This is a genomic window from Streptomyces sp. NPDC002138 (assembly GCF_040296485.1).
Lineage (GTDB): Bacteria > Actinomycetota > Actinomycetes > Streptomycetales > Streptomycetaceae > Streptomyces.
Window position 1 is genome coordinate 26,466 of the sequence record NZ_JBEOXE010000048.1, and the last position, 13,036, is coordinate 39,501.

The window sequence follows — 13,036 nt, forward strand, 5'->3', positions numbered from 1 at the left end:
TTTATTGGGCAACCAGGATGTGGCCCGGGCCGGTCCAGCCCCCCGTTTCGGTACTGGACCGGCCCGTACCGGATCAGCTGCGCAAGGGGCCCTCACAGCTGTAGCTCGACGTGCCCGCCACCTTGTTGGACCAGATCTCCACCCCGCCGAAGGAGCAGTTCATGTCGGCGAGGTTGTTGGACGCCGCGCCCGCCCGGTCGAGGATGAAGTAGTCGACCGTCTCGGACATGTCCTTGAAGTTCTGGTCGTCGCTGCGCCAGTTCTTCAGGTTCGCGGTGATCCGGCCCGTACAGGTGAAGCGGCGCTTGCCGGGATCGCCGTTCTCCACGCAGTCCGGGGTGTTGTAGGTGGCGGTGGCGAAGGCCGACTTCACCGACGCGAGCGCGGAGTCGCGCAGCTGGTCGTTGGGCGTGAAGACGGTGTTCGGCACGTACAGGTCGTTGACCTTGGCGATCTGCGCGTCCAGGAAGCGGTCGTAGTCGCGCTGGAGGTAGGTGTCCGACCCCATGCGGTTGCGCCAGGCGTCGAAGGCCGCGACGTCGTTCGCGCGCAGGTCGGTGTACATCTCGCGCAGCAGCGTCGGCTTCTGCGTCCACAGGAACTCGAAGAAGGTGCCCGCGTAGTTGTAGAAGCGGAAGCCGTCGCCGTCGTAGGTGGCGTTCAGCAGCTGCGCGACGCTCATCCGCGGGCCGCCGCCCGAGGTGTCGCTGATGATGCCCTTGACCAGGGACTTGCGGACGGCGATGCCGTTGTCGCGGGTGGCGCCGTCGAAGAACTCCGCGGTGCCCTCGTCCATGGCGGTCGTCCGGTCGCTCTCGTACCAGGGCCCCTGGCCGAAGAACCCGGGCACGGCGTACCGGCCGTTGAGGTAGTGGGTGTACTCGTGGCGGAACAGCTCCTCGAGGGTGAGGGAGGAGTCCTGCGGCACCCGGCGCTGGTAGGTGTAGAAGGTGGCGCCGTTCTCGATGTAGACGCCGCCGTTGTTGGTGCCCATGCCGGTGAGGATCGGGTGGTAGTTCTCGTAGTCGGCGCGGGAGGCGTACAGCACGATGTTCAGGGTGGTGTTGGGGTCCCCGGCGAGCGGCTGGTCGGTGCCGAGCACCCGGTGGAACTGCGTCTTGACCTGCTTGCTCGCGTAGTAGAGCTGGTCGACGGTGGCCCGGTCGAGGGCGGTGCGGACCTTGATGCCGCCGTTGTCGTAGGAGTAGGTGTTGGGGAAGAGCTTCTTCTCGATGTCCTCCTTGCACACCCCGTACGGCTTGCACGCGTTGTAGGTGTTCAGCCAGGAGACCACCTTGGCCCACTGCTCGCTGCCGTTGCCGAAGGTCGCCTGGACCGGGCCGAGCAGGGCGCCGAGATCGGCGGTGATCTGCGCCTGCAGACCCTCGACCTGACCGAACCGGCCGTACTCGCCGATCGCGTCGCGTGCCGCCCAGGCGTTGCCGGTGCCCTTCAGGTGGCCGTATCCGGCGTAGGCCTTGAACGCGGCGCGGTAGGCCGGGTCGGCGGCGACCGCCGCGTGGAAGGCGGCGTCGTTGTTGCCCGGGTAGACGCCCAGGTAGTTCACGGACAGGCCGGCGAGCACCGCGCCCGCCCAGGAGGCGTCCTGGTTGGTCTGCGCGTGGGCCGGGTCCAGGGTGACCAGGACGTTCTTGATCAGGCCCAGCTGGTGCTGGCGCAGCCCCGGGGCGCTGCCCGCGTAGAGGGCCTCGCGCAGGGTGCGGGCGTTGGAGGGGCTGACGTCGAAGGTGCGCGCGGCGCCGCCGAAGTCGGCGATCGCGCGGCGCATCGCGTCGACCGTCGGGGCGTCGGTGATGTCGATCTCGCCGCGCGAGTAGTCGTGGTACGCGACGGCGTGCAGGTAGGTGAACATCTCCTCCAGGTGCGAGGAGTTCCGGCCGTCGTGGGCGGCGGCCAGGCTGGATATCCGGCGGGAGACGGCCTGGACGTGGGCGTCGGACATCACCGGGGCCAGGCGGGCGTCCCACTTCCAGATGAGCCCGCGCAGACAGCCGTCGGCGGTGACCGCGGAGTCGCCGAGGAAGTCGGCGAGCTGCTCGGGGTTCAGGCCGGTGATGCCGTCGAGGGTGCAGGGGACGCCCGCGGCCACCAGGCCGCCGGAGGCCGCGCCCTGGGACCTGGCCGCGCCGGTGGCCTTCTCCGCGCCGCGGTCGGCGAGCTGCGTGGCACTCGGGGCGGCGGCCGGTGCGGGACCGGCGATCCTGCCCGGCTCCTGGCCGGTGCCCGGGGCGGGGGCCGGGGCCTGGGTGAGCACGGGGGCGGTGGCGAGGCGGTCGACCTCGTCGAAGGGGTTCTGCCCGGCCGGGGCCTGGACCGGGGCGGTGGCGGGCGTGCCCGAGGCGAACGTCGCGGGGACCGGGGCGGCACCGGTACCGGCCGTCTGGGCCACGACCTGGCCCGCGGAGGCGAGGAGGGTCACCGTGACGGCGGCGGCGAGGAGGGACGTACGCACAGCTCTGTGCTGGGACACCGGGAACTCCTGGTTGCGAAAGGGAGGTGGGGGATGCCGTCCGGGCCGCATGCGCAAAGGGCGTGCGTGCGGCAGCCGTACGGAACCAAGGGGTGCAACTGCCCTGCTTCACACGGCGTTTGACGGGGATTAACGTGCCGCCGTGTGAGCTGTAACATAGTAATGTGAAATTGCACTGACAAGCCCTGTGCGTCCACCAGTTCACGCCTTCCCAGGGAGCTTTCGTGACCGACCGCCCCTCCCGCCTCAATACGGGCAGCCACGATCTGCCCGTATCGGCCGAGTTGTCCGCCTTCATGTCCGGAAACTGGTCCGCCTCACCCCTGCCGGCCGAGGCCCGGGTCGCCGCCCACGCCCTCACCCCCGCGCGGCGCGCACGGCTCTCGGCCCGCTTCCCGGGCGAGCGGCTGCTCATCGCGGCGGGCGAGCTGAGGGTCCGCTCCAACGACTGCGACCACCGCTTCCGCCCGCACAGCGCGTACGCGTGGCTCACCGGCCTCACCGGCGAGGACCAGGCGGGGCACGTCCTGGTGATGGAACCGGCCGGCCCGCACGGCCACGAGGCCGTCCTGTACCTGCGGCCGCGTTCGGACCGCGCCGACGGCACCGAGGAGTTCTACCGGGACCGCCGCTACGGCGAGTTCTGGGTCGGCCGCCGCCCCGATCTCGCCGAGGCCGAACGCCTCACCGGCATCCGCTGCGCTCACCTGGACACCCTGGGCCGCCCCGAGGCCCGCGACGCCGCGCACGACCCCGCGCTCGCCACCGCCCTCTCCGAGCTACGCCTGGTCAAGGACGCCTGGGAGATCGGGCAGTTGCAGCTCGCCGTCGACCACACGACCGCCGGTTTCGAGGACGTCGTACGGGCGCTGCCGCGCGCGCTGGCCCACCCGCGCGGCGAGCGCTGCGTCGAGGGGGTCTTCGGCCTGCGCGCCCGCGCCGAGGGCAACGGCACCGGCTACGACACCATCGCGGCCTCCGGCGCGCACGCCTGCGTACTGCACTGGATCCACAACGACGGCAAGCTCGACCGGAACGAACTCCTGCTCCTGGACGCGGGCGTGGAGACCGACTCCCTCTACACCGCCGACCTCACCCGCACGCTCCCGCTGTCCGGACGCTTCTCACCGGTCCAGCGCCAGGTGTACGAACTGGTGCTGGCCGCGCAGGACGCGGGCATCGCGGCGCTGCGCCCCGGGGCCAGCTTCCGCGACTTCCACCGGGCGGGCATGCGGGTCATCGCCGAGGGGCTCGCCGACTGGGGCGTCCTGAAGAACGCGGAGGGGGACCTGCACCGCCGGTACACCCTGTGCAGCAGCGGCCACATGCTGGGCCTGGACGTGCACGACTGCGCGCGGGCGCGCGCGGACACCTACCTGGACGGGGTGCTGGAGGAGGGCCAGGTGCTCACCGTGGAGCCGGGGCTCTACCTCCAGCCGGACGACGAGACCCTCCCGGCGGAGCTGCGGGGGATCGGGGTCCGGATCGAGGACGACCTGGTGATCACCGCCGAGGGGGCGCGGCTGATGTCGGGGGCGCTGCCGCGCACGGTGGCGGGCATCGAGGAGTGGATGGGCGCGCTGCTGGAGGGCTGAGCGGACGGCTGGGCGCAGGGCCGGCCCCGGCGCGCCCGGGCCCCGGCGGTCATCTGCGTGACCGCCGGGGCCCGGCGACGTGGCGAGGTCTCCTCAGCGGCCGGAGGACCGGCCGTCGTGGTTCCAGCCGCTGTCGTGGCTCCAGTTGCCGCCGTCGCGGTTCCAGCTGCTGTCGTCGTGGTTCCAGTTGCCGTCGTGGTTCCAGTTCCCGTCGTGGTTCCAGTTGCCGTCGTCCCGGTTCCAGTTCCCGTCGTGGTTCCAGTTCCCGTCGTGGTTCCAGCTGTCGTTCCAGCTGGGGTCCCAGTTGGAGTTGTTGTTCCAGTCCCAGCACCAGCTCGGCCGGGAGTCCCAGCGCGAGGGGTCGCAGCAGGTACGCCAGTCCTGGCCGTGCCAGTCACCGGAGCACCAATAGGTCTGCGGAAGGGTCTGTGGGGAGCTTTGAGGAAGGCCCGCCGCGACGGCGCTGCCGAGGGGTGCCAGGCCCATCATGATTCCCGCGGCCCCGGCGACGATGGCCGAGGCGATCGCACGGCGCATATCCATGCACCTCCGAGTATCGGAGTAGATCTGGGCAAGTAGGGCATTTCAACCCTAGGTGAGGACGGCGATGCCGTCGAGTTCGACGAGCGCCTGCTCGTCCCACAGCCGGGTGGTGCCGATGACGGCCATCGCCGGATAGTCCCGGCCCGCCAGCCGGTGCCAGATCCTGCCCAGCTCCGGAGCGCAGGCCCGGTACTGGCCCACGTCCACCGCGTACACCGTCACGCGCGCCAGCTCACCGGGGGTGCCGCCCGCCGCCGCGAGGGCGGCCAGCAGATTGCCCAGGGCCCGCTCGAACTGCTCCGGCAGGGTGTCCCCCACCACCTTGCCCGCCGCGTCGAGGGCGGTCTGGCCGGCCAGCAGGACCAGCCGGGATCCGGTGGCCGCCACCGCGTGCGAGAAGCCCGTCGCCGGGGAGAGCCCGGGCGGATTGATCCGTTCGATCACCGGGCCACCCCCGCCGCCCGCCCGTACAGTGACCGCGCGATGATCGTGCGCTGCACCTCGCTCGCCCCCTCGTAGATCCTCGGTGCCCGGACTTCCCGGTACAGGTGTTCCAGCAGGTGGCCGCGCTGGAGCGCGACCGCGCCGTGCAGCTGGACCGCGTGGTCGACAACGTACTGCGCCGTCTCCGTGGCCAGCAGCTTCGCCATCGCCGCCCGGCCGGGCACGTCCGGCGAGGCGCTGTCCGCGTCGTACGCCCCGGCCGCCGCGTAGACCAGCAGCCGGGCGGCCTCGGTGCGGGTGGCCATCTCCGCGACCCGGTGGGCCACCGCCTGGAGGTCGCCGAGCACGCCGCCGAAGGCGGAGCGGTGCGCGGTGTGGGCCACGGTCGCGTCCAGGGCGGCCCGGGCCATGCCGACGGCGAAGGCGCCCACGCTCGGCCGGAAGAGGTTGAGGGTCTCCATGGCGACCCGGAAGCCCCGGCCCGGCTCGCCCAGCAGGTCCTTGGGGCCGACCGGCACCCCGTCGAAGGTCAGGGAGCCGATGGCGTGCGGGGAGAGCATGTCGAGGGGCTCGCCGGTGAGTCCGGGCCGGTCGGCGGGGACCAGGAAGGCGCTGACGCCCTTGGCTCCGGGGCCCTCACCCGTCCGGGCGAAGACGGTGTAGAAGTCCGCTTCGGGGGCGTTGGAGATCCAGCGCTTCTCCCCGGTGAGCCGCCAGCCACCGCCCGCGCCACCGCCGTGCGCGCCCTTGCCGCGCCCGCCCGCGCCGCCGCCGTCCGGTTCCGCCGCCAGGGCCAGGGCCGCCGCGTCCGAGCCCGCGCCCGGCTCGCTCAGCGCGAAGGCGGCGACGGTGCGCCCCGCGCGTACGCCGGGCAGCCAGCGCTCGCGCTGCGCCGCGCTCCCGGCGCGCAGGACGGGGTGCGCCCCCAGACCCTGGAGGGCGAGGGCGGTCTCGGCCTCCGTGCAGCCGTAGGCGAGGGACTCCCGCAGCAGGCACAGCTCCAGCGCGCCCGCGCTGAAGATCCGCTCCAGCAGCCCGTGTTCGCCGAGCGCGGCCAGCAGCGGCCGGTTGACGCGCCCCGGTTCACCTTTTCCGGCGAGCGGCCCGAGCCGCTCGGCGGCCAGCGCGCGCAGCCGCTCACACCATTGCTCTTGTTCCGGGTCGAGCGCGAATCCGGCCATCCGAATGCCTCAGTTCTCCGCGGGAGCCTGTGAATCCTGAAACCTGCCGTACCAGTCTTATCGCGTGCAGTTGACTGTCGTCACCATCACGATACGCTCGTCACGCGACCGCACGGCCGGCACCACCCCCATCCCGGACCGTCGCAAGGGGGCGAACCCGCCTTGAAGCTCATGCCTTCCGCCCACGCCGACACCTTTGCCCGCGACCACCTGCCGCCCGCCCACGCCTGGCCCGAACTCCTCTTCCAGCTGCCCGAACTGTCCTATCCGGACCGGCTGAACTGCGGGGCCGAGCTGCTCGACGCCACCATCGCCCGCTTCGGCGCGGACCGCCCGGCCTTCCGCACCGGGTCGGGCGAGGTGTGGTCGTACGGCGAACTGCGCGAGCGGGTAGACCGGCTGGCCCATGTCCTTAACGTCGATCTCGGCGTGGTCCCCGGCAACCGGGTGCTGCTGCGCGGACCCACCGGGCCCTGGCTCGCCGCCTGCTGGCTGGCGGTGATGAAGGCGGGCGGGGTGGCCGTCACCGTGCTGGCCCAGCAGCGGTCCCAGGAGCTGGCCACGGTCTGCGAGATGGCCCGGGTGGGACACGCCCTGTGCCACGCCGACGTGGTGGCGGACCTGGCCCGGGCGCAGGTGCCCGGGCTGCGGATCACCCCGTACGGCGGTACGGACCCCGACGATCTGCTGCGGCTGGCCGAGCGGAGCCCCGCCACCCCGTACCGCGCCGTGGACACCTCGGCCGACGACGTGGCGCTGATCGCCTTCACCTCGGGCACCACCGGACGACCCAAGGGCTGCATGCACTTCCACCGGGACGTCCTGGCGGTCGCCGACACCTTCTCCCGGCAGGTCCTGCGCCCCCGCCCCGACGACGTGTTCACCGGCAGCCCGCCGCTCGGCTTCACCTTCGGCCTGGGCGGCCTGGTGGTCTTCCCGCTGCGCGCCGGCGCCTCGGCGCTGCTGCTGGAACAGGCGGGTCCGCGCGTGCTGCTGCCCGCCCTCGCCGAGCACCGGGTGACGGTGCTGTTCACGGCCCCCACGGCCTACCGGGCGATGCTGGACGAGCTGGCGGCGTACGACCTCTCGGCGCTGCGGCGCTGCGTCTCGGCGGGCGAGAACCTGCCGGCCGCCACCTGGCAGGAGTGGTACGAGCGCACCGGCCTGCGCATCATCAACGGCATCGGCGCCACCGAGCTGCTGCACATCTTCATCTCGGCGGCCGACGCGGACATCCGCCCCGGTACCACCGGCCGGGTGGTGCCGGGCTGGCAGGCGCGGGTGGTGGACCACACGGGCCGGGAGGTGGCCGACGAGGAGCCGGGGCTGCTGGCCGTGCGCGGTCCGGTGGGCTGCCGCTATCTGGCCGACCCGCGGCAGGGCGAGTACGTACGGGACGGCTGGAACGTCACGGGTGACACCTACATCCGCGACCGGGACGGCTACTTCCGCTACGTCGCCCGCGCCGACGACATGATCATCTCGGCGGGCTACAACATCGCGGGCCCCGAGGTCGAGGAAGCCCTGCTGCGCCACCCGGACGTGGTGGAGGCCGCGGTGATCGGCCGCCCGGACGAGCGACGCGGGCAGGTGGTCGTCGCCTACGCGGTGGCCCGGGAGGGCGCGCGGCCGTCCGAGGAGGATCTGCGGGCGTTCATGCGGGCGGAGCTGGCCCCGCACAAGTGCCCGCGCGCCTTCGTCTTCCTCTCCGCACTCCCGCGGACCCCGACCGGGAAACTGCAGCGCTACCGGCTGCGCGATCTAGAGTGATCCCGTGGCCGAGCAGCACACCCCACGATCCTTGATCGTCACCTTCTACGGCGCCTACGGGCGCGCCTTCGACGGACCCGTGCCGGTGTCCGCCCTGATCCGCCTGCTGGGCGCGGCGGGGGTGGACGCCCCCGCGGTCCGCTCCTCGGTGTCCCGGCTCAAACGGCGCGGGTTCATCCTCCCGGCGCGCGGGGCGGACGGCGCGGCGGCGTACGACCTCTCGGAGGAGGCCCGTCAGCTGCTGGCGGACGGCGACCGCCGGATCTACGGGGCGTCCGGGGCCGTGCCGGAGGGCGGGGCCGCGGCCGGTGCGGACGCGGGTCCCGGCGGCGCGTGGCTGCTGGCCGTCTTCTCCGTGCCCGAGGAGGAGCGCCACAAGCGCCACCTGCTGCGTTCGCGGCTGGCCCGGCTGGGCTTCGGCACGGCGGCGCCGGGCGTGTGGATCGCCCCGGCCGCGCTGTACGACGAGACCCGGCACACCCTGGAGCGCCTCCAGCTGACCCCGTACGTCGACCTGTTCCGCGGCGCGCACCTGGGCTTCGCGGCCACCGCCGAGGCGGTGTCCCGCTGGTGGGACCTGGCGGCTCTGGCCAAGCGGCACGAGGAGTTCCTCGACGCGCACGAACCGGTCCTGCGCGGCTGGCAGTCGGGCCCGGAGCCGACCCCCGAGCAGGCCTACCACGACTACCTGATGGCGCTGGACTCCTGGCGCCGGCTGCCGTACGCCGACCCCGGCCTGCCCCGCGAGCTGCTGCCCTCGGACTGGCCGGGCGAGCGCGCGGCGGCGGTGTTCGCGGCCCTGCACTCCCTGCTGTGGGAACGCGGGGCGGCCTTCGCGCGGCCGGCCCCCTGAGGTCGTGGCGCCCGGAAAATCCAGGTGCCCGGAACCGCGCCGGACGGCCACAATGCCGCATGACCTGGACCTTCACTGAAGACCTGCCGGCGTTCGTGGAGGCGGCGGGCCCGGCGCTGGCCGCCGACCCGCTCGGCAACACGCAGATGCTGACCACCGTCGACAGCCTGCGGCGGCGCGGCCCGAACGCCTTCGGCGCGGGCACCCCGTACTTCGCCTGGTGGACCGGCGCCGACGGGGTGGTCGCGGCGGCCCTGCTGTGCACCCCTCCGCACCCGCTGCTGGTCGGCTCGCTGCCCGCCGGGGCGCTGGCCGCGCTGGCGGCCGTACTGGACACCGAGCCGCTGCTGGCCGGCGTGGCCGGTTTCAACGCGCGGCGCGAGGACGCCGAGGTGCTGGCGGCGGCCTGGGGCCGCCCGGCCGACACCGCCGGGCAGCTGCGGCTGTTCCGCCTCGACACGCCGGTCGCGCCCTCGCCCGCGCCCGGGGGCACATCGCGGCTCGCCACGACGCGGGACGTCCCCTTGCTGCTGGACTGGCTGCGCGCCTTCGCGGCGGAGGCCGAGACCACGTCGCCCACCGAACCCTGGGTCCGCGACCGGCTGTCGTACGGCGGGGTGCTGCTGTGGCAGGACCCGGCCGGAACACCCGTCTCGCTGGCGAGCTTCTCCCGCCCCCAGGCGTCCACCGCCCGCGTGGGCCCGGTCTACACCCCGCCCGCCGACCGCGGCCACGGCTACGCGGCGGGCGCGACCCACGCCGCCACCCTGGCCGCCCGGACGGCGGGCGCGACGGAGGTCCTCCTCTTCACCGACCTCACCAACCCCACGAGCAACCGCCTCTACCCCAGGCTCGGCTACACCCCCCTCTGGGACCGCACGGTCACCCTGGCCCGCACCACCCCCGCGGCGCTGCAGGGGTAAGCGGTTGCCGACCGCCCGCCGTGAGCGGGGCGGCGGCTCAGCCGCGACCGGCCGGGGGTGTGCGGCTGCCTGCGCGGTAGGGGGCGGGCCAGGGGGCGGCCGGGCCCGTGTAGTTCTGGTCGGCGGCCGCGTGGAGGGTCCAGTGGGGGTCGTACAGGTGGGGGCGGCCCAGGGCGCACAGGTCGGCGCGGCCCGCGAGCAGCAGGGAGTTGACGTCGTCCCAGGACGAGACGGCGCCGACGGCGATGACCGGGACGCCCAGGGCGTTGCGGATCCGGTCGGCGTAGGGGGTCTGGTAGGAGCGGCCGTACTCGGGGGTCTCGTCGGCGACGACCTGGCCGGTCGAGACGTCGATCGCGTCCGCGCCGTGGGCGGCGAAGGCCGCCGCGATGGCCACCGCCTCCTCGGCGGTGGTGCCGCCGGGGGCCCAGTCCGTCGCGGAGATGCGGACGGTCATCGGGCGGTCGGCGGGCCAGACCTCGCGGACCGCGTCGAAGACCTCCAGCGGGAAGCGCATCCGGGCGGCGGCCGAGCCGCCGTAGGCGTCGGTGCGGTGGTTGGTCAGCGGCGAGAGGAACCCGGAGAGCAGGTAGCCATGGGCGCAGTGCAGCTCGAGCAGGTCGAAGCCGCAGGCGGCGGCGCGGACCGCGGCGTCCGTGAACAGGCCGCGGATCCCAGGGAGTTCGTCCGCTCCGAGTTCGTGCGGGACCTGCGAGACGCCGGGCCGGTACGGGAGCGGGGAGGCGGCCACGAGCGGCCAGTTGCCGGTGTCGAGGGGGTCGTCCATGCCCTCCCACATGCGGCGGGTGGACCCCTTGCGGCCCGCGTGGCCGAGCTGGACGCCGAGCGCGGTGCCGGGCGCGGAGGTGTGCACGAAGTCCGCGATCCGGGTCCAGGCCACGGCCTGTTCGTCGGTGTACAGGCCGGTGCAGCCGGGGGTGATGCGCCCGTCGGCGCTGACGCACACCATCTCGGTCATGACCAGGCCGGCGCCGCCGAGGGCCCGCGCGCCCAGGTGGACGAGGTGGAAATCGCCCGGTACGCCGTCCTCGGCGCCGTACATGTCCATCGGGGAGACGACGACGCGGTTGCGCAGGGTCAGGCCGCGCAGCCGGTACGGGGTGAACATGGGCGGGGTCGTGTCGTCGGGGCAGCCGAAGTCCCGCTCGACGGCGCGGGTGAAGCGCTCGTCGCGCAGCCGCAGGTTGCCGTGGGTGACCCGGCGGCTGCGGGTGAGCAGGTTGAAGGCGAACTGCCGGGGCGGCTGGTCGACGTATCCGGCGAGCTCCTCGAACCAGCGCATGCTGGCCGCCGCCGCGCGCTGGGTGCTGGCCACGGCCGGGCGGCGCGCGGCCTCGTAGGCGGCGAGCGCGGCCGGTACGTCGGCGGGGTCCGGCCGTGCGCGGACGGCCTCGGCGAGCGCGAGGGCGTCCTCGACGGCGAGTTTGGTGCCGGAGCCGATGGAGAAGTGGGCGGTGTGCGCGGCGTCCCCGAGGAGGGTCACGTTGCCCTGTGACCACCGGTCGTTGACGACCGTACGGAACGCCGTCCAGGCCGAGCGGTTGCCGCGCAGGGCGCGCCCGCGCAGGGCCTCGCTGAAGGTCTTGGCGCAGCGCGAGGCCGATTCGGCCTCGTCGCAGAGGTCGAGTCCGGCGGCGCGCCAGACCTCCTCGCGCATCTCGACGATGACGGTGGAGGAGTCGGCGCAGTACGGGTAGCCGTGCAGCTGCATGACCCCGTGTTCGGTTTCGGCGATCTCGAACCGGAAGGCGTCGAAGGCGAAGTCGGCGGCCAGCCAGATGTACCGGCTGCGACCGGTGTCCAGGCGCGGGCGGAAGGTCGCGGCCCCGGCCTCGCGGGTGGCGCTGTGCACGCCGTCGGCCGCGATCACCAGGTCGTACGTCGCCCCCAGCGCCTGGGCCGCGGGCAGCCGGGTGCGGAAGTGGAGCCGGACGCCCAGCTCGGCGCAGCGCGCGTGCAGGATCTCCAGGAGCCGGCGGCGGCCCAGGGCGGCGAAGCCGTGACCGCCGGAGGTGAGGACCCGGCCGCGGTGGACGACGTCGATGTCGTCCCAGCGGACGAACTCGGCGGACAGGGCGGCGTAGACCTCGGTGTCGGCGCGCTCGATGCCGCCGAGGGTCTCGTCGGAGAGCACCACGCCGAAGCCGAAGGTGTCGTCGGCGGCATTGGCCTCCCACACCTCGACCCGGTGTCCCTGCCGGGCCAGCAGAGCGGCGGCGTACAGTCCCCCCGGTCCCCCGCCCACGACAGCGACCTGCATGGCGCTACCTTCCCCTCCACTGGGGTGGCCGCTTCTCGGTGAAGGCGGCATGGAATTCGGCGTAGTCCTCGCCGTTCATCAGCAGTGCCTGGGTGGCCGCGTCCAGTTCCACGGAGGCGGCCAGCGGCATGTCGAGTTCGGCGGTGAGCAGGGCCTTGGTCTGGGCGTGGGCCAGGGCGGGGCCGGCGGCGAGGCGTTCGGCGAGTTCGGCGGCGCGCGCGTCGGCCTTGCCCTCCTCCGTCAGTTCGCTGAGCAGTCCGATGCGTTCGGCCTCGGCGGCCCGGACGGGCTCGCCGAGCATCAGCAGCCGGGTGGCGTGACCGAGGCCGACGACCCGGGGCAGCAGATAGGCGGCGCCCATGTCGCCGCCGGAGAGCCCGACGCGGGTGAAGAGGAAGGCGAAGCGGGCGGTGGGATCGGCGATCCGGAAGTCGGCGGCGAGGGCGAGAACCGCCCCGGCGCCGGCGGCTACCCCGTGTAGGGCGGCGATTACGGGGAAGGGGCATTCTCGGATGGCCCGGACGACCTGTCCGGTCATCCGGTTGAAGTCCAGGAGCTGCGCGGTGTCCATCGCGAGCGTGGCGCCGATGATCTCGTCGACGTCACCGCCCGAGCAGAAGCCGCGGCCTTCGCCGCCGAGCACGAGGGCGCGGACGGATCTCTCCCGGGACAGTTCGGAGAGCAGGTCGCGCAGGTCGGCGTAGGCGCCGAAGGTGAGCGCGTTCAGCTTTTCGGGGCGGTCGAGGGTGACGGTGGCCACGCCGTCCTGCCGGGTCAACCGGAGGTGGCGCCACCGTTCGGTGGGGACTGCGGAACCGGTGAAGGGGCTCACACGGTGACCGTATCACCGCATCGTGACTGTCGTCAGACAAACGCAACACGAGGACGCGCGGAGAGGAGGGATCCGGTGCCGGAACACCCCACGGCCGAAGGTCCCGTCCCGGCGGAACGCTCG

Annotated in this window: 10 protein-coding genes; 4 read left to right on the top strand and 6 right to left on the bottom strand. The window is 73.4% G+C overall.

Annotation, left to right across the window (positions count from 1 at the left end; translation table 11 throughout):
• Nucleotides 1–73: 73 nt before the first annotated feature.
• Entirely contained in the window at nt 74–2,491 is a 2,418-nt protein-coding gene (locus tag ABT084_RS27095) for a collagenase (protein WP_351048991.1), read from the bottom strand.
• A gap of 224 nt (nt 2,492–2,715) precedes the next feature.
• Here ABT084_RS27095 and ABT084_RS27100 point away from each other — a divergent pair, with 224 nt between their 5' ends.
• Nucleotides 2,716–4,086, top strand: a complete 1,371-nt coding sequence (locus ABT084_RS27100) for an aminopeptidase P family protein (protein WP_351048994.1) — start codon at nt 2,716–2,718, stop codon at nt 4,084–4,086.
• A 93-nt stretch (nt 4,087–4,179) separates the two neighbouring features.
• Here the strand turns inward: ABT084_RS27100 and ABT084_RS27105 are convergent, their stop codons facing one another.
• Genes ABT084_RS27105 through ABT084_RS27115 form a run of 3 tightly spaced genes read right to left on the bottom strand, consistent with a single transcriptional unit; the run spans nt 4,180 to nt 6,254 of the window.
• Complete coding sequence (locus ABT084_RS27105) at nt 4,180–4,623, bottom strand: hypothetical protein (RefSeq protein WP_351048997.1); 444 nt, start codon at nt 4,621–4,623, stop codon at nt 4,180–4,182.
• Between the two features lie 54 nt (nt 4,624–4,677).
• Nucleotides 4,678–5,073, bottom strand: a complete 396-nt coding sequence (locus ABT084_RS27110; RefSeq protein ID WP_351049000.1) for a RidA family protein — start codon at nt 5,071–5,073, stop codon at nt 4,678–4,680.
• Nucleotides 5,070–6,254 (bottom strand): acyl-CoA dehydrogenase family protein, encoded by a 1,185-nt coding sequence (locus ABT084_RS27115; RefSeq protein ID WP_351049003.1) that lies wholly within the window; start codon nt 6,252–6,254, stop codon nt 5,070–5,072. The genes ABT084_RS27110 and ABT084_RS27115 overlap by 4 nt, the downstream gene beginning before the upstream one ends.
• A gap of 171 nt (nt 6,255–6,425) precedes the next feature.
• Here ABT084_RS27115 and ABT084_RS27120 point away from each other — a divergent pair, with 171 nt between their 5' ends.
• From ABT084_RS27120 to ABT084_RS27130, 3 genes are read left to right on the top strand one after another with little or no spacing between them, the layout of a single operon-like run.
• On the top strand, nt 6,426–8,024 hold the full coding sequence (locus ABT084_RS27120) for an AMP-binding protein (protein ID WP_351049067.1): 1,599 nt from the start codon (nt 6,426–6,428) through the stop codon (nt 8,022–8,024).
• 4 nt (nt 8,025–8,028) lie between these two features.
• Nucleotides 8,029–8,877, top strand: a complete 849-nt coding sequence (locus tag ABT084_RS27125; RefSeq protein ID WP_351049005.1) for a PaaX family transcriptional regulator — start codon at nt 8,029–8,031, stop codon at nt 8,875–8,877.
• Nucleotides 8,878–8,936: 59 nt separating this feature from the next.
• The gene (locus ABT084_RS27130) at nt 8,937–9,800 is read left to right on the top strand and encodes a GNAT family N-acetyltransferase (RefSeq protein WP_351049008.1); all 864 of its coding nucleotides are present in this window, start codon (nt 8,937–8,939) and stop codon (nt 9,798–9,800) included.
• 37 nt (nt 9,801–9,837) lie between these two features.
• On the opposite strand, the gene ABT084_RS27135 is transcribed toward ABT084_RS27130, so the two are convergent.
• Nucleotides 9,838–12,081: a bifunctional salicylyl-CoA 5-hydroxylase/oxidoreductase gene (locus ABT084_RS27135; RefSeq protein ID WP_502969209.1), complete on the bottom strand. Its 2,244-nt coding sequence runs from the start codon at nt 12,079–12,081 to the stop codon at nt 9,838–9,840.
• Nucleotides 12,082–12,085: 4 nt separating this feature from the next.
• Nucleotides 12,086–12,913 (bottom strand): enoyl-CoA hydratase family protein, encoded by an 828-nt coding sequence (locus ABT084_RS27140; protein WP_351049014.1) that lies wholly within the window; start codon nt 12,911–12,913, stop codon nt 12,086–12,088.
• Nucleotides 12,914–13,036 lie beyond the last annotated feature (123 nt).

Excerpts from the sequence above, each read along its gene's own strand:
- ABT084_RS27105 (WP_351048997.1), bottom strand. The coding sequence starts at position 4,623 with ATGCGCCGTGCGATCGCCTCGGCCATCGTCGCCGGGGCCGCGGGAATC.
- ABT084_RS27115 (WP_351049003.1), bottom strand. The coding sequence starts at position 6,254 with ATGGCCGGATTCGCGCTCGACCCGGAACAAGAGCAATGGTGTGAGCGG.
- ABT084_RS27120 (WP_351049067.1), top strand. The coding sequence starts at position 6,426 with ATGCCTTCCGCCCACGCCGACACCTTTGCCCGCGACCACCTGCCGCCC.
- ABT084_RS27130 (WP_351049008.1), top strand. The coding sequence starts at position 8,937 with ATGACCTGGACCTTCACTGAAGACCTGCCGGCGTTCGTGGAGGCGGCG.
- ABT084_RS27135 (WP_502969209.1), bottom strand. The coding sequence starts at position 12,081 with ATGCAGGTCGCTGTCGTGGGCGGGGGACCGGGGGGACTGTACGCCGCC.